General features: G+C 35.7%; 20 protein-coding genes. 14 read left to right on the plus strand and 6 right to left on the minus strand.

Going from position 1 to position 22,339, the window contains the following annotated elements:
- The first annotated feature begins 2 nt into the window (after window positions 1-2).
- From dptG to Q9R46_RS00390, 4 genes are all read left to right on the plus strand, one after another.
- On the plus strand, window positions 3-1,391 hold the full coding sequence (gene dptG / locus Q9R46_RS00375; protein WP_311278520.1) for a DNA phosphorothioation-dependent restriction protein DptG: 1,389 nt from the start codon (window positions 3-5) through the stop codon (window positions 1,389-1,391).
- On the plus strand, window positions 1,372-6,591 hold the full coding sequence (dptH, locus tag Q9R46_RS00380) for a DNA phosphorothioation-dependent restriction protein DptH (protein ID WP_311278521.1): 5,220 nt from the start codon (window positions 1,372-1,374) through the stop codon (window positions 6,589-6,591). The genes dptG and dptH overlap by 20 nt, the downstream gene beginning before the upstream one ends.
- A 67-nt stretch (window positions 6,592-6,658) precedes the next feature.
- Window positions 6,659-7,933, plus strand: a complete 1,275-nt coding sequence (locus tag Q9R46_RS00385) for a DNA sulfur modification protein DndB (RefSeq protein WP_311278522.1) — start codon at window positions 6,659-6,661, stop codon at window positions 7,931-7,933.
- A gap of 1 nt (window position 7,934) precedes the next feature.
- Window positions 7,935-9,248, plus strand: coding sequence for a hypothetical protein (locus Q9R46_RS00390; protein WP_311278523.1), 1,314 nt, complete (start codon window positions 7,935-7,937; stop codon window positions 9,246-9,248).
- A gap of 56 nt (window positions 9,249-9,304) precedes the next feature.
- Here Q9R46_RS00390 and Q9R46_RS00395 read toward each other — a convergent pair whose 3' ends face one another.
- The 6 genes from Q9R46_RS00395 to Q9R46_RS00420 all read right to left on the minus strand — a co-directional run bounded on the left by Q9R46_RS00395 (window position 9,305) and on the right by Q9R46_RS00420 (window position 15,971).
- On the minus strand, window positions 9,305-10,438 hold the full coding sequence (locus tag Q9R46_RS00395) for a cysteine desulfurase family protein (protein ID WP_311278524.1): 1,134 nt from the start codon (window positions 10,436-10,438) through the stop codon (window positions 9,305-9,307).
- Between the two features lie 17 nt (window positions 10,439-10,455).
- The gene (gene dndE / locus Q9R46_RS00400; RefSeq protein ID WP_311278525.1) at window positions 10,456-10,824 is read right to left on the minus strand and encodes a DNA sulfur modification protein DndE; all 369 of its coding nucleotides are present in this window, start codon (window positions 10,822-10,824) and stop codon (window positions 10,456-10,458) included.
- Window positions 10,825-10,826: 2 nt separating this feature from the next.
- Window positions 10,827-12,827, minus strand: a complete 2,001-nt coding sequence (gene dndD, locus Q9R46_RS00405) for a DNA sulfur modification protein DndD (RefSeq protein ID WP_311278526.1) — start codon at window positions 12,825-12,827, stop codon at window positions 10,827-10,829.
- Window positions 12,828-12,844: 17 nt separating this feature from the next.
- The gene (dndC, locus tag Q9R46_RS00410) at window positions 12,845-14,347 is read right to left on the minus strand and encodes a DNA phosphorothioation system sulfurtransferase DndC (protein ID WP_311278527.1); all 1,503 of its coding nucleotides are present in this window, start codon (window positions 14,345-14,347) and stop codon (window positions 12,845-12,847) included.
- Window positions 14,340-15,434, minus strand: coding sequence for a DNA sulfur modification protein DndB (gene dndB / locus Q9R46_RS00415; protein WP_311278528.1), 1,095 nt, complete (start codon window positions 15,432-15,434; stop codon window positions 14,340-14,342). The genes dndC and dndB overlap by 8 nt, the downstream gene beginning before the upstream one ends.
- A gap of 189 nt (window positions 15,435-15,623) precedes the next feature.
- On the minus strand, window positions 15,624-15,971 hold the full coding sequence (locus Q9R46_RS00420) for a helix-turn-helix domain-containing protein (protein WP_311278529.1): 348 nt from the start codon (window positions 15,969-15,971) through the stop codon (window positions 15,624-15,626).
- A gap of 193 nt (window positions 15,972-16,164) precedes the next feature.
- On the opposite strand from Q9R46_RS00420, the gene Q9R46_RS00425 reads away from it, so the two are divergent.
- The 10 genes from Q9R46_RS00425 (at window position 16,165) to Q9R46_RS00470 (ending at window position 22,018) form a co-directional block, all read left to right on the plus strand.
- Window positions 16,165-16,617 (plus strand): hypothetical protein, encoded by a 453-nt coding sequence (locus Q9R46_RS00425; protein ID WP_311278530.1) that lies wholly within the window; start codon window positions 16,165-16,167, stop codon window positions 16,615-16,617.
- A 183-nt stretch (window positions 16,618-16,800) separates the two neighbouring features.
- Entirely contained in the window at window positions 16,801-17,439 is a 639-nt protein-coding gene (locus Q9R46_RS00430) for a hypothetical protein (RefSeq protein WP_311278531.1), read from the plus strand.
- Window positions 17,440-17,496: 57 nt separating this feature from the next.
- Window positions 17,497-17,967, plus strand: a complete 471-nt coding sequence (locus Q9R46_RS00435; protein ID WP_311278532.1) for a hypothetical protein — start codon at window positions 17,497-17,499, stop codon at window positions 17,965-17,967.
- A gap of 16 nt (window positions 17,968-17,983) precedes the next feature.
- A complete protein-coding gene (locus tag Q9R46_RS00440) occupies window positions 17,984-18,313 on the plus strand; it encodes a hypothetical protein (RefSeq protein ID WP_311278533.1) in 330 nt (109 codons plus the stop codon).
- Between the two features lie 103 nt (window positions 18,314-18,416).
- On the plus strand, window positions 18,417-18,794 hold the full coding sequence (locus tag Q9R46_RS00445; protein ID WP_311278534.1) for a hypothetical protein: 378 nt from the start codon (window positions 18,417-18,419) through the stop codon (window positions 18,792-18,794).
- Between the two features lie 77 nt (window positions 18,795-18,871).
- Window positions 18,872-19,357 carry a hypothetical protein gene (locus tag Q9R46_RS00450; RefSeq protein ID WP_311278535.1) on the plus strand — a complete coding sequence of 162 codons (486 nt, stop codon included), beginning with the start codon at window positions 18,872-18,874 and terminating at the stop codon, window positions 19,355-19,357.
- Window positions 19,358-19,474: 117 nt separating this feature from the next.
- Entirely contained in the window at window positions 19,475-19,903 is a 429-nt protein-coding gene (locus Q9R46_RS00455; protein WP_311278536.1) for a hypothetical protein, read from the plus strand.
- 56 nt (window positions 19,904-19,959) lie between these two features.
- Window positions 19,960-20,196: a hypothetical protein gene (locus Q9R46_RS00460; RefSeq protein ID WP_311278537.1), complete on the plus strand. Its 237-nt coding sequence runs from the start codon at window positions 19,960-19,962 to the stop codon at window positions 20,194-20,196.
- A 393-nt stretch (window positions 20,197-20,589) separates the two neighbouring features.
- Complete coding sequence (locus Q9R46_RS00465; RefSeq protein ID WP_311278538.1) at window positions 20,590-21,189, plus strand: hypothetical protein; 600 nt, start codon at window positions 20,590-20,592, stop codon at window positions 21,187-21,189.
- A 340-nt stretch (window positions 21,190-21,529) separates the two neighbouring features.
- Entirely contained in the window at window positions 21,530-22,018 is a 489-nt protein-coding gene (locus Q9R46_RS00470) for a copper amine oxidase N-terminal domain-containing protein (RefSeq protein WP_311278539.1), read from the plus strand.
- The last annotated feature ends 321 nt before the right edge of the window (window positions 22,019-22,339 follow it).

The following is a 22,339-nucleotide window of genomic DNA, read 5'->3' on the forward strand; positions in this document are numbered from 1 at the left end:
ATATGGAGTTTAAGTTGGATTTAAAAACCATTATAGACAAGTTCAAATTTGATTCTTCCATCAGGCATAATCCTAAAATTACTGTTGAACTCTTACCTTACAATACAAAATTCAAAGATATGCAATTTAACCTTAAGGAAGTTGTAGGTGAGTTTTTGCGTCTGGTGGGGCAAAAAAAAATGTCCTCAGAAGCGAATCCCGAACAACTAGTTGAAGCCGTATTAAAATCTATTGATTTCAAAGATATAAATCAAAAAAACGAATTCAAGCAAATGATTAGAACTTTATTCATTGACGAAAACAACCAACTATTCTTATTCCATCCTCAGACGCTTTATTACATCAATACGGTTGAGAACGAGAACAGAAAGTTGGCTGAGTTTCTCTTTGCGGTTTTATGGAATGGAAACGCTGCATGGGAAATTAGTAATGAAGAACATCAGACGGATGATTTGATGAGTTCGTTAATATTCAAAGCTTTACCAGAGTTGAAAAGTGAGGAGTTACAATCCCCTAAGTATGCGGTGTTATTACCAGAAATATCGGAATTATTTGCTGTTGATTTTGAATGGCTTTCTACGAAACAGGATTTGTTTACTCAACAATTTGAGAAACTTCTATCTTACTATTATTTTTTCTATATTACTCAAATGTTACGTAGAAATGAAGCTTTGTTTGCCAAATACGAGAAGAGTATAGTGCCTATTTATTTTACATTTGAAGAAGAAGAAAGATTATCGAAAACCAGAGTTAGTTACGAATACGGATGGAAAAACATTGAAAGATCGATTAATAGAATGTTTACACATGTGAATTTTCTCAAAATGCTTAATATTTCAGTGGAGGGAGTAGAGGAGGTACTTTCTTATCAAGAAATTGCTGAAGTACTTCGCACAGGAACAAATGAAGAAATTCTTGCAATCGAAGAAGATGTGGATAAGGTGATAGAGCAATATCGTGAGGGGCTATCCGATGTGAAGTGGAGTCAAATGAGCTTAAATCCCGAAACATATGACCTACCTGTGTTAAATAAATTATCTATATTATTTCAAATGATTGAATACCAGTTCAATAATTCATTTCGGTCCAAACCGTATAACGAATATAAGATGTGGTTTACACATTTTTGTCAGAGAACATTCCTCAAATCTAGGGGGAGATCTGGAAAAATGTTAATTCTGGATACAGATTATTTATTATTCCTGACTAAAATCATCATTAAAGATGAGCATAAAATCAGATTGAAGAAACTATTTGAACAATTCGAAGTAAGAGGAATTATCTATGATAGGGATACTCAGGTTTCAATCATTGAGTATTTCGAGAAGTTGAATTTGCTAGAGAAAAAAAGTGATAGTGGGGATGCTATTTATGTCAAAGCATTTTTATAGTTATCTTGCTCAACTCGTGGAACGTTTTTTGAGTGAAGTTAACATTCAGGCAGGAGAAAAATATCATATTCAATTTGAACGTGAAGAACAAGTAGTAAATCTGGTAAATCAAATTAAGGGTATGAATCGAGTTAGTCCGTTCTCAATGCCAACGGAGGATGGATTCTATCAATCTCAAACTTTAGATTATGATCAAACCAAGGTATTAATCGCATCAAATATTGAGGAGACCACTCCAGACTTTCTTACAACATTAAGGAATAAAGTTGGCATACATGAAGAACATTTCGAAGATCTGGCTATGCTTTTAATCCACAATTCAAACTTAGATAGTTTGGTTCAAGGAATGACTTCGTTTGCAAAAGAAGGTATGCCTTTTCATATTGATTCAATTGAAAAAGATTTGCAAGAAATGATGAAGCAAACGAATCTATCCTCAGAAGAGAAACAAGTTCTTAACTTCTCCATTGAGTCAATGAAAGCCCAACAAGGACTTCATGAGAGAGTGAACTTATTTGACTACGAAAATATACTTACTGTGCTGAACAATGAGAAATTGGAAAAGCATGAATATAAAAACTTTGGACTTTTTTATGATGCCGAACTTTTTAATACCCCTAGAACTCCTAAGGAAATTAAAGAAAGATTAAAAGAAAATCATTCTCTTTATAGTGACGTTGAAATTGCCCATCAATATGGTTCTGCTGAGGTCAGTCTCGAGCGGTACTTTGATGATCAAGGGGTTAAGATTTTATCGGAGTCAGAGACATGGCAGGATGTTGATTTTGGTTCAGTACGAAGATCGAATCAAAAAAAATTAGAAGGAAAAGGTCTAGAGTATGTAGAGGCTGGTAAGAAATTGACTTTGGAAGGATTAGAGTATTGGGAGAGAGCCGATGGCGAAACCAAGAGTAAGCAACGTAAACGAAACATTATCGTGTTCAATCCTGATCAAGAAGAAGATATCACGTTAGAATTTACATTTAATGATTTTATCAAAAATCAGTATATCAATGAAACTAAAATTAAACATTCAATACTGGCGGAACAAGCAGGTAAAAAGATTCGCGTACGCTTAAAGCATGAAGTTGGACAAACTACATTTTACGGTGTGAAATACAAAACAGAGGTATCTCCAGCTTATGAAATTAGAATTACAGTGGTTGAGACTCAGCCCAAGTTTCTTCAGTCGATACAAACGGCCTATGCCATTACGTTATCAAAATCCAAAAGTTCGTATCTTTTAATTAATTCAGATGCGGAACGTTGGTTTTTCAATAAAGATGCATCAGAAATCACCAAAGTTAATTTAACAGAATCTCATAGCACATTTGACATTTCTGAGGACCAGGAATTAGAGGTATCTCGTAATGATGAAAATAATAGTGATGAAGAAATGATTTATTTTAATATTAAACTTCCTCACACAGGCATTCCATTTGCTGTGCAGGATTTAGTTGAACGTCCTGTTCCGATTGGTGGTTTTAGTGTGTGGAAGCTAAAGCGTGAAAAGCAAGAACACTTCATCTATCGCATAGAGAATGAGAAGATGAAGATTGTACAAGGAACGAGGGAGACTTATGCTCAAGGAGAATTCAAGCGTAATTTAGAGAGGGAACGAAAACTTTTAGAAACCAATCATTTGTTTTTTCTAGAAGATAGCTTAGGAGAGATTGTTCCTCAATCGATCTCAGTTCCTGAACCGTTAAAAGAGGCATACTGCGATTTATTGCGATATTTCAGGACTAACGGTTTACTCCCGAGTTTAGCTTATTTTGATGCAGATTATACTGCACTAGCCCGTAACTATATAGATGTGTATTTACAGGAGCTTGAACAATTGCAAAACGGCCAGTCATTAAACCAGATCCAAAGAGACCTTGTTCTAATTGGAACTATTCAGAAAAGTCATATAAATCCAGAGTGGCTACTTACACCATTACATCCTCTTCATTTGGCGTACCAATTACAATTAAATGAAGTGGTGGGTGATGAGTTAATAAATGATGAATTGCTGCATTCCATGAGACCTACGAATTTATTGCCTTATGTTAATTTCAATTCCAAACTATACAAGGCAATTGAAATGATGGATTCATATGAGTGGGCTTCTTACTTGGATCAAAGTTTACCAAGATTCGAGTCATCCAAAACATTTGTAAGTAAATTGGTTCAAGAAAAAATCGAAGAGTTTACTGGCCATTTCGGATATCTTTTTGAATTAGATCGTCGTGCTCCCCTCAAAATTAATACGATTAATATGGGGGACTGTCAGGAAATTCTTCAAGGTCTTTTTGAATACTACAAGAAGCAACTTAAAGATAATTTGGAAAAAGGAAATCTACTACCTATTGAAATTCACATCTATGCTGAAAAAGGTATCAACAATGTATTTGAGGAGATGTCACAATATACAGATGCAGAAGAGATTGCCAAACAGTTCAATCTTCGATTGGAACTGGATGGATATCATGCTGAAGAATTATTGAATGTTTTCCGAGATAAAGTGAAGTTTTATTCTAAAAGTTCGGACACTAATCATTTCGAGTACAGTCACGTTACTTTCTATCAGATGAATAAAATTGAACAGATTGCTACTAGCAATGCTGCGGAAATTACTACTGGAGTTTCATTATTAGGTCTTGTTTCAGGTGTTCCTTCTGTATTCATAAACGAAGATTATAAAACGGGATTCGGAACGAGATATTATCCCATACAAGAAGCTCCGCTATTGAAAATGGTACCGAAGTTGAATTCATTGCTGAGAGTTGCCCGAACTCTTGATAATTATCAAGAGGATATAAATATTGTTACTGCGATCTCTGCTGATCATAAACAGCAATTAGATCAAGTCTACGATTCAGCCCATTGGGTTACTTTTATTGAGCCTAAAGTAGATCTGAGTTTCTTCAAGAACAGTGATGCTCAAAAAGAGCTGCTTGTTATTCATTACAGCGATCAATATACATCCTCAAGTGGGTTTGATGCGATCACAGTGACCAGACGATCAAAACAATATCAGCGCTTAATTAAAGAATTCCTTGGTCATCAGAGGTTGTATGTTGACGATCATGTGTTACCTCCAATCATTAATTTCTTCAATGCTATTAATGGGAATTGGCTGCTTCGATTGTTGGCTCAGAAGAACTATTTTCCGAAGGAAAAAATTAGTATTCTTTCAGCAGTAAAACTATCCCTTGCTGCTTATGCACACAGCAATATTATATGGATTCCTATCTCAATGGAAGAAATTCTTAGAATCTCAGGTGGGACTGGATTAAGACAATCAGAAGGTTTATTTTCTGCTAAAAAACTAGGGAAATTTGGTTCATACAGTGATGATCTGTTATTGATTGGGATTGAGCCTTCTGATCAGGAGATGTTTGTTCACTTTTACCCTATTGAGGTCAAGATAGGACATAACGGTGCTAACGTGCAAGAGAAAGCGGTAAAACAAGTAAAAGAAACCAAGCAGTTATTGATGGAGTTTTTAACTGGTGATGAAAAGAGTTTCCAAGCTGTATTATATCGTAATTTCTTTATGCAATTAGCAATTGCAAGTGCAGAGAAAATGAAGCTTTATTCGGTGTGGCCTGAACAATCATGGAGTAAAATTACGGAAAGTGATGTTCGTGAGTTTCTCCTTAATGATAAATACACAATCGTAAATACATTGGATCAGCACATTGGTCAAGGTGCTGTGATTTCCTTTAAGAAGGATGTCGTGTTTACGGATATTAAAATGAACGATTATGTTATGGTCTATGACTACCCTGAACAAAGTGGATATGAATTCATACTCAAAAGTGTTGAAGAGATGAAGGAATATATACAGAGTGATCAAGGGGATTTGTCTCCTGAGCAATTACTGAGTAATTTATATGATCCTTCCAGACGTTTTGAAATAGCACAAGATATTGAGGAATCGACACTACTTGTTGCTGAGAATAGCGGACATTATGAATTGGGAATGTATGAAGTAGCAGCGACTATGCTTAGATCTGATGAGAATTCAATAGATGAAATAAATGATAAGTCTCAGAGAACTGTAGATTTAAAGGCCCCGGCAAAACCACTAGAAGTCTTGTTTGGACATAATGCAACTTCTAAAGAAGAAGTGAAATGGTTCCCTACTTCAACGGATAAAATTATGCACACGAACACAGGAATTATTGGAACGATGGGAACAGGAAAAACTCAATTCACGAAATCATTGATTACGCAGTTAAGTCGTAATAGCTGTGACAACGTGAATCAAACTCCTATTGGTATTTTGATTTTTGACTATAAAGGTGATTATATAAAGCCTGATTTTACTGAAAAGACAAATGCGAAGGTATATAATCTATTTCATTTACCGTTTAATCCCTTGTCTTTATACATGGCAGAGCCTATTAAACCGTTGCTGCCTCTTCATACAAGTAACTCTCTAACAGACACAATTGTAAGGTCTTTCAATCTTGGACAAGTTCAAGCAATAACATTGAAGGATTTAATGATGGAAGCATACGCTAATAAAGGCATTATTAAAGGGGATTCTACGACTTGGGATTTACCAGCTCCAACGATGAGTGATATATACGAACTTTATGCTAGTAAAGAAAACTCTAAAATTGATTCTCTGTATGCGGCACTGAAAGAGCTATATGAAACCGAAGTGTTTGAAACAGATTCCTCCAAAACCATCTCATTGTTCGACATGATTGATGGGATCACGGTAATTAATCTGTCTGGATACAGTGAGAGTATTCAAAACCTCGTAGTATCCATTACGCTCGATGTCTTCTACAACCAAATGCAAATGTTTGGACACAGTGCAATTGATGGAGCTTATCGTGAAATTACGCGAATGATTTTGGTTGATGAGGCGGATAATTTTCTCAGTAAAGACTTCACTTCGATTAAAAAGATTCTGAAGGAAGGAAGAGAGTATGGGGTTGGCACAATCCTATCTACGCAATTCTTAAGCCATTTCTCAACTTCTGATAATGACTATGCGAATTACATTTTGACCTGGATTGTGCATAATGTGTCTGAAATGTCTGCGAAGGAAATTCGAATGGTTTTCAGCACGCAGAGTAAGTCAGAAGAGGATAACATTATGAGTAGGATTAAATCGTTGCAGAAGCATTATAGCCTTGTGAAGGCTGGTTCGATTCAACCCATTTGGATGCGAGATATGGCTTTTTGGGAATTATAATAATTAATAATACTGGGTTATGCTATCTAAGCATAACCCAAAAAAGAGTATGAAAAGAGGGAGTTACATGGGAGTAAAGCTAGATGTTGTGCCTTATAAATGGAATGATCATATGTGTTATATAGGTAAAGTTAGATACAAGGAACTTGAAAGTATAGTAGATATTCGATCAGATATTTCAATGAATAGAAAGATAGATGAAAGACGAGTTGATAAAATAAAACAGTATATTTTAAATGATATACCAGCTACATTTTTTCCGCCTACTATACTTAATAGCAAAGCTGAAATCTCGTATAAAGATCAAAATGTTCTGGAAGTGAAGCGTGGATGTTTTACTGTTATTGATGGACAACATAGGATAAAAGCCATCATTTCACTTATGAATGAATCTGGAAGTGAGCAAAGAGATTTACTAAATAGAATGGAACTTCCAATTTTTATTGTTGAAGGATTAGAAGATTATCAGCATAGAGATCTGTTCTATATGATTAATGAAACTCCTAAAAATGTTGAGAGTAATGTCTCAGAACGATTTGCTCCCAAATTAGAAAATCTGTTGGGTTTAAAATTCATCTCAAATAATAAAATGTTTCTTAATAGCATAGAATGGAATGATAAGCAGTCTAGGGAGAAGATAGTTTATTTACATATGACCGACTGCATTAGGGAGTTAAATCTTATCATATATCCGTTAATAAAAGATTGGTTTGATTGTGAGAGAGACCTAATTTATCAAGAGGCAGAATACTACGGAATAGTCGAAGGATACTGGCTCTGTTACTTTGAATTAATTGATACTCTCGGTCAAGAAGAGCAAGGTTTTTTCAGAAAAAAAATCACTTTAAGAGCGCTGATTGAAAATTTATCCATTAGGATAAGAGAGCGACAGGAAGAATTACAAGCAAAAGCAGAAGATAAAGAAATCCTTATAGATCAGATAAAACAGGTTATTACAAATTCATTAAATGAAATGATTAATAAGATGCCAATTAGGTATACAGGGATGGAGAATGTCCGAAAAGATGTATATAAATCATTAAGGAACTATCTTTATTTTAATAGCCTGCTTCAAGCATATACAGAGCAGATAATCAATAATAGCATCATACAGCAGATTTTAGAAAAAATCTTTGAAGCATTTTATGATGAGAGGAAACTTTTAACGTTATCCACAACAGGACATACAACCGACGGACAAATTTTCGAGGAGTATATTACTAAAATAATATCAAATAAAGAAGAGTTCCTTGAGTATAATGTTAGCGCAGTAAAAGAAATTGCAGCTACTAAACAAACAATAATGGATGAAATTTTAAGCTTGAGAAGAAAGGAATTGTGATATGTTAAAGATTAAGAATAGTTTCCTAACGGGATATAGAGAATTTCAGACAAGTCTGATTGTTTCGTGCAAACCAGGTTATAGTGAGAAAACATTACACGATATATTTGAGACAGGAAATTTTCATGAAGAACTTGAAGTTCTACTTAATAAGGAGGGTAAGATAATATTTATCACAATGTACCCTATAGATAATAAAGAAAGAAAGTTTGATACAAATAAAAAAAGATATTTAGAGAAAATAAAACCAGTTTGTGATTACATTTCAATCATTTACGATAATCAAACTATTGATTACATGAGGAAAATTTCAGAGAGTGTATATGTATTAGAACGTGAGTTTCGTACTTTAATAGAAATTATTTTCTTAAGGGAAAAAGGGGCAAACTGGTTTAAAGATTATTTTCACAATAAAGATAATGAAAAGAAAAGAACGATTAATCGAGACAACATCTTAGAATTAATTGATAATCCACTGGATAATTTAGATTTTGTCCATCTGAAAAATTTTGTGGAAGAAAGGATACGATTTTCTAGCTCTAGCATTTCCGACAGATTGAATATAATTGAAGATTTATTGACCTCGAATACTACTGTAGGCGGCACAAGGGATGACTTAGAACTTATGATAGTTGAATTGAGTAAAATTAAAGAACTTACACACTCTAAAAAAACAGAACTAAAAGTTTCAGAATTATATAAACATATCACTTCAGATTTAGCAAAAGAATGGGGGGAATTGTATAATTTTAGAAACCCTTGGGCACACAATCATTGCTTAATGACAAAGAGTGATCTTATAAAGTATGAGGAGTTAGCCTCTTCGGTATTAAAGAAAATTAGAACAGAAATAACCCTGTTAAGTCTATTAAATTCAGGAAAAGAGTTCGTGTTGGGTAGAGAGAAGTTAAAGCTTTCAATTGCTCATTTTCCAAGTTTAGGAACTTCATTCTGTAGAATGAAGTTGGAGTTTAACAGTAAAGGAACTCAGCATATATTAGAAGTTCATGAGGCAACTTATGTAGATTTTTTTGAAATTATTGGAATATTATCAAGATTTGCTGGATTTAATTATTACCTAAATTTGGACCATCTTAGGATGAATCCTTTTATTCTAAATAAAATAGAGGAATACGGTAATAAACTTTTTTGTAATGAAGAGTTGCTATCAAAGCTAGATAGTAATCTCATAGAATTAGAAGGATTATTAAGTGAATTTGATGAGAAATACGAACTGAAGAAGTTAGAAGGCGCGATGTTTACGATGAAAAATGATGTTGACCAACTTTTGAATAAAATTTTTAAGCAAAACTGACAGGCCACGAGTCAGATGAAGTTTCAGTTTTATCTAAATCGTGACCAGAATTAAATTCAATTAATCTTACTAAACAAGTCCAACTCAGCTTCGCTTATATCAGCACTCAAAGTAATTCTAATCGTCTGACGAACCTCTTCCAATGTTTTCCCCGCGGCACTTAGAACATGACTTGGCTTACTAGAACTGCAAGCAGAACCTGAAGAGAGTGCAATGAGACCAGAGAGTTTTTTTAGCAACAACTCATTGTTCACACCTATGAATTGAAGACTAATTAATCCCGGAATTTTGTCGTGATCATCGCTATTGAAAATAATTTTGTCTCTAAGATTATTCTTTAATATATCAACTAAATAGTTCTCCAATTGAGTCAGCCGGATGACGTTTTCCTCTAAATGCTGAGAAGCTAGCTCAGCAGCTTTGCCTAGTCCAACAATGTTGTGAACAGCAAGAGTTCCACTTCGATAGTTGTTCTCCTGTCCTCCCCCGTGTAAAAGCGGGGTAAGGCGAGTGAAAATCTCTTTCGACTGTTTCCGTATGATGGCGGCCCCGATTCCTTTGGGGCCGCCTATTTTATGTGCTGACATAGAGAGAAAGCGAATTCCACTATGCTTCCGCAAATTAACAGGTACTTTACCTATAACCTGAGTTGCATCCGTATGGAAGAAAAAATTATTCGCTTCGAAAAATTCGGAAAGTTCGCTAAGCGGATTTAACGACCCAATCTCATTATTTCCCCACATAAATGAAGTAAGCAGAGGCTTGATCTTAGTAACTGTTTCAGTAACATTCTGAATAGTAACTCTTGCAAAACTATCCACTTCAAGGAATTTCGTTTTGTACCCACGTTCACCGAGAAACTCTACTGTTTCGAGTACAGAAGGATGCTCAGCAGCAGAGGTTAACAAATATTTAGAAGAATTGTTTTTATGACTATAATAATCAGCTACACCCTTAATAATCATATTGTTACTTTCAGTAGCCCCACTTGTGAATACAACCTCGTCCGGGTCACACCCTAAAAGTTGAGCAACTTGTTCTCTTGCAGTAGCCACCGCTTTTTTAGCATTCTCCGCCAAGGAGTAAAACTTGCTGGAGGGATTACCAAACTCCTCTTGGAGATAAGGGAGCATTGCTTCCAAAACCTCAGGATGGATCTTTGTTGTAGCGCTATTGTCGAGATATAGCATTAGGATCACTACTTTCGTTAAGATAACAAATTACGAATGAATTTCTCATAATTTCCTGCCGCTTTATATTCTGAAGCCAACATTCGTATACCACGTTCCAAATGAGCATTAAAATAAGCAGGGAAAAACTCCTCATCTGTCAATTCGCAGCCTGCAGCCTGAGTAATCATCGCTCGGAAGGCATAGTCATATTCACCAGTAACAGTACTTCGATTCAATACTAAACCATCTGTAAAATCCTTTGTAATAGGCACAATCTCAGTAGTGTTTCTTAGGGATAAAGCAACAGCATACCGGATTAGGATATTAGGTGTGATTCCAGTAGAGGCATGAAGTTGCGTAAGAATTTCTTTAGCGTATTTTGATGTTCTTAAGGTGAAATTCATAATTATTGTACCGCCTCTCTAATAATATCAAAGTAGCGGTCTTTCACAATAACTGCACTTTCCTGAGAGGCATCATATTCTAAGGTGTAACAACGTGCTGTAATTTCTTCAATCACAGGAAACTGTTCTAACGTTATTTCAGAGTCCGTTGTAAACATAAGGACTTGTTCTCCACAACGCGGAATAAAATGTTGAATAAGTGACTTTTTGTGGTCTTGGTCTAATCTTCCCATAAGCGTATCAAATACAAAAGGCAGCTTCCAACCGGATACTCTAAACATTGCCAATATGACAGTGAGCATGAGCATTTCCTTTTCACCAGCAGATAAGCGCTCTTTTGAAATTTCTTGATTCATTAAGTTATACAGTTTTAATTCAAAAGAAGTGTGGTCGATGTGAATTCTTTTGATAAAACCTTTCTTTCGGAACAGTACGTCAATCATACGTACTGTTTCATTAGCTACATCATCAAGTTTTTTACGCCATTGCCGTTCTCTGAAACGTTGACTAACTATCAATAATTTCTCAGTCATTTCATATGACTTTTCTGATTTATGATATTCTCTAATCTTTTCTTCAACTTTATCTTTTTGAGACAGCTTAGTGTGCAAGGTTTCTGTGAGATTATGAATTTCCGATCCAAGCTGTTCAACTAATATCTTGTGTTGTTCAGATAATTTTGTTTTTTTCTCAATACGTTCAAGAAGTTCTTTAAATTCGCTGGCCTGATCATTGGTCTCCAATTTAGTCCTTAGTTCTTGAGACTCTTTTAACAGCAGGGCGTTTTCATCGAAACGGTTAACATAATCGGTGATATTAAGAGCTTCAAGTTGTTTATTCAAATTATGAATCTCGCTACGTTGCTCAAAAGATGCACGATGTATTAATTCCGTATGATTCGGTTTGATTAAATCCAGGATACCTTCGAAAATGGACTTCATTTCGGAACTTTCAATTTCTTTAGTTTGTCCAAGAGTACTTGTCAGAAGTGAAGTTAGTTTGTCTTGTTTAAGCGTATTCGCAGCATACTCATATGACTCATATTGTTTTTCTGCATTTAACTGATGATCCACTTGTTGGAGCTGTTTTCTTGCTATAAAAAAGGGAAGAAGGGAAGAAACGAAATGGCGAACATGTTCTGAATTTACTTTGCGTTTGTTTTCAATCACATTGATCCGTGAAACGATTTCTTGTCTCTTTTCTTGTAATAAGCCCCCGTGAGTCTCAAAATCTTTTTTATCTTGTTTAATTACATGATTCAGATCGTTGATTTCATCTTCATATGAAATTGAAAGTAGTTGCTTTTCTTCAATGGTCTCTTGGAGCTGCCTAATTTCATTCTCAAGTCTCTCATACTGAGCAACTTCTTCCGCTGCACTAGCATTTTGCTGAGCATATTGCATTCGATATGTGTTCAGATCTTTTTCGAGATTCACAAAGAGATCAAGGTTAAAGAGTATTTTACCTGATTCTTTCAAGTATTCTGGAATTTTTTCTTCAGAAACGATTCGTGATATATCTTCACCATCAAAAAGACAAAGTTCGAACAATTTTGGAGGCATTTCTTCCCGTAAACGACTCTGGAAATCGGAAGTCTGTTGCGCTGTTAAAAATTGATTATCTCTTTTTACTGAAAAACTTTCACGAATACGATCATTTTTTATTCGCCAGCTTCTTATTAATGAATATTCATGTAATTCGAAATCCTCAGTAGAACTGTAATCAAGAGTAATCTGAAATGCATCAGTCTCATTTTCATTAATGGCTTTACGATTCAGCAGTGTTCTAATTTTACGATAGTAAGGTTCATTTTCTGTAACAAAACCATATGCCATTGAACCAAACAAAACGATTCTTAATGATTCTAATATTGTTGTTTTACCAGCACCATTTTTACCGCCGAGTAGAATTACATTACGGTTAGTTGTTGTACGAAAATCAAATTTATTAAGCTCTCCATGGTAAGCTCCTATATTTCGAAGAGCAAGTTTTTGAATGTGCATTGATTGTTAATCCACCTTTATAAATGTAAGAAATCTTGTCTGAGTGTTTTATCAAATGCTTGGAATAAACCTCTTCTAACTTTCACACCTGAATATTCTTTTTCAACAGATATTAACTCTTTAAGCAAATTAAGATTGACCCCTTCTTCTTGACAGAGAGATTCTAGATCAGTAACCTGATCTTCTTTAAAAACAGGACGATCATTTTGATGCCAGTCGTAGGAAATACCTGTTTCTTCTTCAACAATTAGTGGGAGTCGATCTTCCCATTGCAAGTCATCATGCCAGTATTTACGAATTGCCTTAAGTTCTTCAAAAGTAATCACTTCGACATTAGGATCATGCAAGCGGCGTATTTCTTCCTGAGTTTGCAATAGCTTTCTTAGGATTTCTTCACGTGCTTTCATTGTAAACGGACCAACACCAAAGCGTTTTGGAGGAGCATCTGGATTTGAATCATCAAAAATTAAAACATCCAATTCTTCAACTGAGGCAAGATCGATTTTGTTTTCTTCAATGAAATGTTTGATTTCAGATTTGTAAATTCTTGCATTACTCAGATCTTCAGGATCTATACCGCCTAAATTGTTCGTCAAATAGACTTCGCCATTCATCCGATGTTTCTGTCTTTTTGTACGGTCTTCGCGAATTTGAACTAGGAAGTTTCTGAAATCATATAAAGGTCGTAACCAGTCCACGCCATTGTTAATAAACCCACTTAAAGCCTTATCCTCACTGACAACTGTACAAGTCCAGCAACCAAAACGACTATTGCCGCAAGATCCTGCACTTTCTTTAACCTCTTTATCTACGATGAGGGGGCATTCACTACTTGAATCTTGATAGAGTTGAAGTAACTCATTATTGTCATCGCCCCAAGGCGATTCATGCTGCAATAAAAATTCCCATACATCATCTAGATTGTAGGAGCGGATCGGTGCAAAAACAAATGCATTACGAAGAGTAGAATGACGCATTAAATTTGAACCTTCTATAGTATGAGATTGCATTACTCCTGCTCTTGTTGAACTTTCTGAATCGCGTACTCCTAGTAGCATAACGACTTCACCAAACTGATCTACCTTATCCAAAATAAAACGGTTTGCAGGTTCAATTTTCAAGCGATCTGTGCACCATCTGAATTTTTGACGAGGAGTAGGATACCCTTTTCCGATAATAGAAGCCCAAAACGTTTGTTCAACTTTTGGACGTACTTTGTGAGTTTCGATAGGCAAACCTATTGCAAGTGCTTTGTTTTGTATGCGTCCAAGAGTTCTAGTAATTTTGTCAATAATTAGAGGTGTTTCTACTTGCGTATCGGATGAAATAACGTATACCTTTTTCTTCAGAAGAGAAGGTTCCAATTCGGTCAAGGCTTGGAAAACCAGCTGTACAACCGCTGTTGAATCTTTTCCTCCACTGAATCCGACGACCCACGGCCGTTCATCAGCTAAATAGACTTCTTTAACAAGTTCTTTGGCTTCTATAAACTTTGTTCCTGTATCAAATATATTAAACATCAGCAGATATACCTTCTTTTATTTTATTTTCAATTTTCTGCTCGGCTTCTGTGAGGGGGAGACCAAGTTTGATTTTTATAAGATTAGCAGTCAATTGAATGGTCTCATTAGTCTTATTTATACGTCCAGTTTGTCCGTAAGCTCGCCCTAGCCAATCCGCTTTATTATCTCGATTCCAGTCAATTTTTGAGAACTTTTTAACATATGAATCCCATTCATCTGCATGATAACGATAAAGATAGTGACCGACTATACCAACAGCTTCTAGAAATACACCATGGGCGACAACGGAGCCAACACGAAGATCTCTTGGAGAGGTTCGCTTATTAAATACATCTTGCCATTCATTAATAGAAACACAAAGAAGAGCCCAAAAATCGGATACGAATTTCTTCTCCGGTTCCGAAATCAACTCACCTTTACGTTTTCCTAAAAGCCTACATATTGTATTAAATATGTGATTCAGTGCAAATAATTTTGGAGAATTTTTAGACAAAGAAACTTTTTCACGATCTGTATAACGTTCTAACAAAGGGATTTCATTAATTAGACTTTTGGTAATCAAGGATAGTTGATCTCGATGATCATATAAAATTCCGATCGAAGACGTAGTGTTTACCGCATGACGGTTCAGATCCGAAAACATTTGCTGGGAGCGCACCAGTCCGAGATCGTGAAAGAAAACTACAGAAATTGTCTCATCACCAAGTTCGGGTGAGATTTTGAGAGCTTCTTCAATAGCTGCTCGTCTATGTTGCCCGTCATTAATGAGAAATTGAGCATCTAAAGAAATATTTAAGTATCCTAGGTCCTTAAACTCTTCCGACTGTGGCTGAAAAATCAATTCGCCATTTACCGACGCTGTTAAGGAAGAAAAAATATAATCTCCAGGATTCTCAAGAATATAATTTGTAATATCCGGAATTCTTGATTTATTCATTAAGCGTTGTGCACGGTGATCGGCCGGAATTTCCTCCTCATCAAAAAGGAATATCCTGGGTATTAATTTCAATGGACACATTACTGTATAAAAATCTCTTCCAGCTTGAATCCCGCGAATTGCTGGAAAACTATAACTAAAATTCATAGGCATCCTCCTGTTTTACGTACGTAATAACGTAGAATGTATATTGATTTTATCGTAATACGAACGAATGTTCAATGTCTAAATTACATAATAAAGTAAATATAGTACGTAATTACGTGAATAAAAGATGAAGACATAATGAAATAACGAGGTACATTCGATCTTCTTGGATCGATGTACCTCGTTATTTTAGTTTTTATCGTAAGTATCAAAGATTTCCGTAATGACATTAAGCACCATTAGAGTGTGCTTAGGTTCGTGGGTTCTTAGAAGAGAAATAATCTTAACAATATTTTCATCATAATGTGAGAGCTCTTCACGCTCTTTAACATATGTAAACAGTTCGTATACGCCGACATCTAGGGCAGCCGCAATCTTCTCTAGATTTTTCAATGATATGTTTCGTTCTGCTCTTTCAATGAAACCAATGTAACTCGGATTAAATCCCGCATTTTCAGCTAATACCTCTTGAGAAAGACCTTTAGCCTTTCTTAGATCTCTGATCCTCGCGCCCACCAGTTCCAAAAGTTCAGACATATGAACACCTCTCTTTAATTAGAAGTGTAGAGAAAGAACTATGGTTATTTAACTAACAGAAAATAAGTTATTTGTAATAAAAACTACTATGTAGTAATATTTCAGTTATATCTTGTCCAAAATAACAAATATCATAACAGGGTGTTCAATGTATGGGTGATTTCTAAACTAATATATTGAGGAGTTGATTGATATGAATCACGTTTACTCCTACACGAATCGGCAGAATGAAGAATTTGCTATTGGCCTGAATGATAGTTTGTCTCGCTTAAAGACTGAGACAATTGAATATCAGAAACTTTCCAATCATCACATCAAACTTGCCAACATTATGCATAGTCACAATCAATTCCAAGCTTGTCTCATCCTCTGCGATTGGGCACTAGCTTGCATGGTCAAAGCATTATATATCCAAAAGTATCATGCAGTACATCCGCCGGAGGAGCTCACCATGAATGAGATTTTGCCTTTAGTGCATACGGATACTGAGCCCGGGCTGGATATTGCTTTGTTCATTGGTACGATTCAACATATATCTTCCTTAGAGAAGTTTGATCAAGGGCAGACAATAAAACCAAATTACATTAAGAAACTACTTCAACGAACAGAAGAAATACTGAAAGAGTTAGAAAACCGATCAAAGTAAGCTACATCAGAGCTAGCATAAGCTAGAGATCCAATGTACGTTTAGGATGACTAGATTTCTTTTGAGAAGGGTTCGATAAATGTACTTAAAGATAATTTTTTGGGATTATAATTAGAATATATTAGGCTGACATATATGAAATGCTTCTTCTAACATGTTTGAAGAATAACGGATTGGAGTGAGATGATGAGAGTGCAGCTTAAAGATACAGTAACATTACAAAGCAATTTATCATTGGATCAAAGCTATATCGTATATGAGATAGAATCTACGGCTTCAGGAAATAAGTACTATAGAATTGAAAATGAAGCGAAGCAGGTTGTTCCGTATGATTCGATGTTATTTGATGTAGTTTCAGATAAATTATATGGTGAATGGACGGTCTTAAACAAGTCTAATCAATCATCTGCCAGAGTTCCCGGGGAGTTCGCTTATATCCCATTTTGGGAAGAGTTTTATAATGATGATCCAAGGGCTTTACGTGCTTTTAGACAAGTTAAGGCTAGACTATATCTCGCAGAATTAGAAGCGTTCGAAACTAAAGATATTCTGGAGAGTAACAACGAAGATGAGATTTACTTTGTTTTTAATATGTTAATACGCACGAAGTGTGACATATTCACACATGAAGTAATTCAGTTCGCCAAGACAAGGCTGGTAGAGCATATCTATTCAGAAGATGATTTGTTGATAACTGCATTCGAGTATTTGAGTTTATTCAAAGAAGAATATATCCATGCATTTTTTATAGATTACTTGACCAATATTGAACTTGGAAATGATAAACTAACAAAAATTGTGAGTAGTTACTTTGCTTCATAACTGAAATGGAAAGTGGATATAGTGGAAGTGTGAATCTGCTAGAGGTTGGTGGATAGTGTGTCAAAGAGTATTTATCTAAAGAACAAAGAAGAGTTATTGCCACAGGAACTTATGGCTTATACATTGGCCAAATTAGGATCTTACGCATGGAATAGGACAGAGATGTACAAACCGAATCGGATTTATGAGCGTCCTGCTGGTTTTTATTTCAGATTTCACAATGCCGATCAGGTTTATGAACAATTAAAGCCATGTATTGAGGAGTTCAAAGGTAACTTGAAATGGATAATTCATGTAAGTCCTGTAACCAGACATCAAAATTATGTTGTTGAACCTGCTGATGTATACTATGCGAAACAAGCCGAGACATATCAGGTGAATATGGAGCTGAAGAAAGTGCTTCAAGAATCGTATAAGGACATCTGTGAACTGGCAATTCAAGATATACCTCTATTATGCAACCATATTGAGCAATGGTTCGAGCTGGAGCATAAACAACTCTATCCACCTACCATACCGAATGAGTGAGTAGGGGGAGATTCGTTTGTCACAAAGTGCAATTCGTTATAATCAGCGAACACGTTATATACAAGCTGTTCAATTAGGTGCAGTACTTCAGTGTGTTTTTATAGTTGTAGATCAAAATGCCACGAAATTTTCTGACGAAATCGGGTGGTTATTGCATGCAATAGAGGAGTGGTGGAGTGATTTTGAAGAGTTGCCACCAGGATTAAAGGAGATTGAATTAGATAAGTGGCTGACAACGGGAAGTCGTAAAGAGATGTTTAACCTATTGTTAGATGGAGCTCTTGAACAATGTGATGAATCCTTAAAAGATGGAATATTCAAATGGATGGAGATATTGAGAGATTGATCTAACAACACGGAATTTCAGTCCAGGCCCTGTAAACTTATATAGAGTCATTCTGGACGTAATGATTTTTATTGCATTTTTACTGACCAAAGGAGTTTTGGACATGGGGAAGTATGTATCTGTTAGAGGTTGGCTGGAGTGTGATGAGCATACAGTTAACGAAGTGAAAAAGATAAGGGATGACTTCACAGCGAGTTCTAATGAAGGTTTACTAGAAGAAGATAAATTGGAAATGTATCAGTCGGGCTGGACATTCCCGGAGAGGCAAATTAATTGGACAGCTTATGTATTTTATGGGGCAGATGTCAGAGAGTATCATCTTGATTTTATGAAAAAGCAGCTTTCTGAGATGGCTAACATTCAAGATGTAACAGGATATTTTCTGATAGATGATTATGATGGAGATTATCATTGGTGCTGGCAGATATATGAGAATAAGATTGTTGAGAGTGAACAGCAGAATACCGTATTCAATAAATAAATAAGTTTAAATCAAAGGCCCGCCTCAACTTCTAGTAGAGGAGTGATGGGCTGTTTTCGTTTGGAGGTAATGAAGGAATGGCAACCGCTTTTGTGTTAGTAGAAGAGAACAGTAAAATACCGATAGATCGTTTGGTGAGAGATGTACAACAAGCCTGTAGGGAAGCGAGATTACATATTTTTTCTGGAATACAAGATGTAGATTCAGAACAGAACTTGAAACATGGTGCCTTTGGAATTTCATTTTCAGAGCAAGAAGTATCAGACCTTGATACGGTAAATAATACGATTAGAGTCGATGTATATGATGAGCTTGCTCCATATCAATACATAGAATTGGAATGGAGAGAGGACGGGCGGGTATACTTTAACACGCTTATGATCGATGAGGTTTATCAAAATGAAGAGATCACCCTAATCTTTCTGTATCATTTTCTTACGAGATACCCACAGATGATGGTTTGGATGGAGGAAGATTGGGTGTATACATTGTCTGATCTGGAGAAAGCTTTGAAAACTTCAAAAATGTCTGATTGGTGTTATGTGAACCCGAACTCCTTATAGGTAACAGAATTTGGAGGTTCTTATTCTAAGTTTTTAACTATCCTACTACTATACTTCTGGCATAATGATAATTATCCGGATTATGATATAACATTATTTTGTAGTGGGAGGATTTTTATGAGAAGGGCTTTTGTATTCATTCTGACTTCTATGTTGTTACTTGTGGCATGCTCAAACTCAGGGCAAAATGAACTTCAAAGTTGGGCATTTGATGTCGTAACTTGGGAGAATGGGGTTTACAAGGTGACAACTGAAACTGTTCCTACAACTGATGTGGAAATCGAAATTGGAACAATTAAAAAACACTCTACAAATGAGAGCGATAAATTACCCAATCTGTTCTCCAACAAATATAAAAAAGGCACAAAATTATTTAAAGTGAAAAATGTAGAGACAGACGAATATATTGCAGTAGAAGATAATGAGATTTACTATAGAGCAGTAAAGATGGATGGAATGAATACAGCGGTCAATCTCCAGCATAGTAAGAAGCATGAGCAGTTCCAAGCCACTGACAAGCTTTTGAATTTTTCTATACGTACCTGACGGAAAAGGAGTATCGGAAACGAAAGGACTTCTCGGACGAAGGTAAGGCTTCACTCGTGGAATGGAATGAGAAGACGGCAAGGGAGATTGAGAAGCTAATCATTGACATGCCTATGTCTAAGTGGAGCGGGGCAAAGGGAAGTATGACGCGGTTTGAAAATGGTGTGTTCTCGCTGAATGTAGAATTGGAGGATGCAGAGGAACGAGCAGTGTTACATGGCTGGACACGGGAAATATGTCTGTATCGGTTGCATGCGTATTTTGAGCGGGGGAGAAAAATCAGAGGAACTTAAAGGTACAAGGTATTTTATATAGATATACTTGCTTTTAGAATTTATCCATCAATACCCCTTTCAAGGTGAACAAGGGTATTGATGGATTTTTAATTAGCATACTATTGGTATGTTGAAGTTATAAGAATGAATAAAACATATATTCACAATTATTTTGTAGGAAAATAAAATTATAAAAAGGGTTAAAAGGATAATTATTGAATATATAATATTATATGGGAGGAGGTTTGTTTGTAGGAGGTGATAAATTTAAGACTTTTTCTTACTAAAATAAATTATTCCGAAGATTAATACTCCTAAACCTATAGGACCAAGAATGAAGAATATTATATTGCTCCAAACAATATCCATGTCTAAACCCCTTTCATAAAATAAATCTCAGGAGGAAGTGCAATGAAGAAGATTAGTATATTTTTGATTATACTTTTTGTTTCTACATCTATTTCTACTATTTTTACAAATTCAGCATATGCAAGTGTTGGAGAAGAAGATATTACATCTAAAATACAAAATATTTTGGACAAGTATGATATAAACGAACCTTTCTCTGAGGAGGACACACAAATTTTAATAAAGTATTCATCTTTAAACAATAATATAACATATAATCAAAATAAAGGTGAAGTTTCAATTTTATCTACATCAAAGAAATATTTCACAGGAAATGATAAAACATTAGCCTTGACCGGATATGTAGAGTATGACTCTAGTTTTGGTAAAAATAGTTGGAAACTATACATGGATGCATGGGACACTAGTGCAATAAAAAGAAATATTCGAGCAGAAATCAAGATTGATTGTGTAGGTATTGTCAACTTTGAAAATGGTTCAATGGGGAAGATTTATAATAATACAGTGAGCCAGGCTTCATCTGGTAAAGTAAGTTATCTGACGTTGAATAAGACGGATTCCTTCACTGGGTTACCTATTTTTGTGTTTTACTATCCTAAAGCTACATTCGATGGAGTTGATTTAGCTGGTGAGTTCAGATAACTACTAAAATTAGAGCGTGTAGTTATGGGGAAATCACTGAAGTATTTGTTTAATGTACAGCTAATTTTATTTCTTGGGAGATTCATATTTTTTAATCACAATAAAATGTAAGATATAATTGGACTGATTAAAAATAGGCCATTAAGAAAGCTTATCTTTGCTTCATCATTAACGAAGCAGATAAGCTTTTTTTGCAATAGGGCTTTGGCACATAGTTATGAGCTACAAGGCTTGTAATTAGACTGGGGCTTATAAAGTATGCTGTGAAACAAAACAGCTACGACTCACGTCTGAAACATAAATCCCAAACCGAGGATAAGCGAGAAAGGAGCACACTTTTATGAAAAAATGGATACTGTTTGCTACCGCACTATGCGTTGTCACCGTAGCCGGTGCGCTGTATGCTTCAGCTACCAAAGCTAGTGCAGCGGCATCCACACCGGCCTACACCTTAACCGTGAACGGCAAAGAGATACAGACGAGTAAAACGGAATTGATGCCTTTCGAGCATAAAGGAACGGTTTTGGTGCCTTTGCGCGCTACGGCAGAGTCTTTGGGCTACAAGGTCAGCTGGTTGCCGGCAGAGAAGGCCATTCGTGTAGAAGACAGCATCCAATCCGTTTTCGTGAAGGATGGCAGTACGCTGGCTAAGTTTACGGGAAAACTGAAAGTCATCAATCTGACTCAGGATGTGGAGTTGCCTGTACCCGTTCAATCCAGAAAAGGCATAACGTACGTGCCTGCTGCATTCTTTGAACCTTTTTTCAACGAGGTAGTTGTAAAAGAGGGGAACGTGTCCATCTCGGCGCAAATGTCGAGCATCCAATAGCTTCATGTTCACAACGATGTTTGAGCTAGATACGATATGGGTCGATGTTTGCAGACTGTTCATGGAAGGAAGTCCGATCCATCCGAACCTTACCTTTGAAGACATGCTCCCACAACGGAGCATAAGTCTTAAAGGTTTTTTCTTTTTTCAGGCGGGCGAACAAATCAACAAAACAAAATAAGATCAGACCCGATACGCAACCAAACAGCCTAAAGCATTACAGCCCTTATATTACTCACGTATATTACTGTAATCGGCATGTATATTACCGCTCCTTTTCAACAAAGATATGGAAGAAAATACTCCATCAAGATTCATATT

Source organism: Paenibacillus sp. RRE4 (assembly GCF_031844205.1).
GTDB lineage: Bacteria > Bacillota > Bacilli > Paenibacillales > Paenibacillaceae > Paenibacillus > Paenibacillus xylanexedens_B.

Bases quoted from the DNA above. Each gene is read 5' to 3' on its own strand.
- Q9R46_RS00465 (WP_311278538.1), top strand. From the start codon at position 20,590: ATGAAGAAGATTAGTATATTTTTGATTATACTTTTTGTTTCTACATCT.
- Q9R46_RS00385 (WP_311278522.1), top strand. From the start codon at position 6,659: ATGGGAGTAAAGCTAGATGTTGTGCCTTATAAATGGAATGATCATATG.
- Q9R46_RS00455 (WP_311278536.1), top strand. From the start codon at position 19,475: ATGAGAAGGGCTTTTGTATTCATTCTGACTTCTATGTTGTTACTTGTG.
- Q9R46_RS00390 (WP_311278523.1), top strand. From the start codon at position 7,935: ATGTTAAAGATTAAGAATAGTTTCCTAACGGGATATAGAGAATTTCAG.
- Q9R46_RS00445 (WP_311278534.1), top strand. From the start codon at position 18,417: ATGGGGAAGTATGTATCTGTTAGAGGTTGGCTGGAGTGTGATGAGCAT.
- dptH (WP_311278521.1), top strand. From the start codon at position 1,372: ATGTCAAAGCATTTTTATAGTTATCTTGCTCAACTCGTGGAACGTTTT.
- Q9R46_RS00420 (WP_311278529.1), bottom strand. From the start codon at position 15,971: ATGTCTGAACTTTTGGAACTGGTGGGCGCGAGGATCAGAGATCTAAGA.
- Q9R46_RS00395 (WP_311278524.1), bottom strand. From the start codon at position 10,438: ATGCTATATCTCGACAATAGCGCTACAACAAAGATCCATCCTGAGGTT.
- Q9R46_RS00430 (WP_311278531.1), top strand. From the start codon at position 16,801: ATGATGAGAGTGCAGCTTAAAGATACAGTAACATTACAAAGCAATTTA.
- dndD (WP_311278526.1), bottom strand. From the start codon at position 12,827: ATGCACATTCAAAAACTTGCTCTTCGAAATATAGGAGCTTACCATGGA.
- Q9R46_RS00450 (WP_311278535.1), top strand. From the start codon at position 18,872: ATGGCAACCGCTTTTGTGTTAGTAGAAGAGAACAGTAAAATACCGATA.
- dndC (WP_311278527.1), bottom strand. From the start codon at position 14,347: ATGTTTAATATATTTGATACAGGAACAAAGTTTATAGAAGCCAAAGAA.
- dndB (WP_311278528.1), bottom strand. From the start codon at position 15,434: ATGAATTTTAGTTATAGTTTTCCAGCAATTCGCGGGATTCAAGCTGGA.
- Q9R46_RS00425 (WP_311278530.1), top strand. From the start codon at position 16,165: ATGAATCACGTTTACTCCTACACGAATCGGCAGAATGAAGAATTTGCT.
- dptG (WP_311278520.1), top strand. From the start codon at position 3: ATGGAGTTTAAGTTGGATTTAAAAACCATTATAGACAAGTTCAAATTT.
- Q9R46_RS00470 (WP_311278539.1), top strand. From the start codon at position 21,530: ATGAAAAAATGGATACTGTTTGCTACCGCACTATGCGTTGTCACCGTA.
- dndE (WP_311278525.1), bottom strand. From the start codon at position 10,824: ATGAATTTCACCTTAAGAACATCAAAATACGCTAAAGAAATTCTTACG.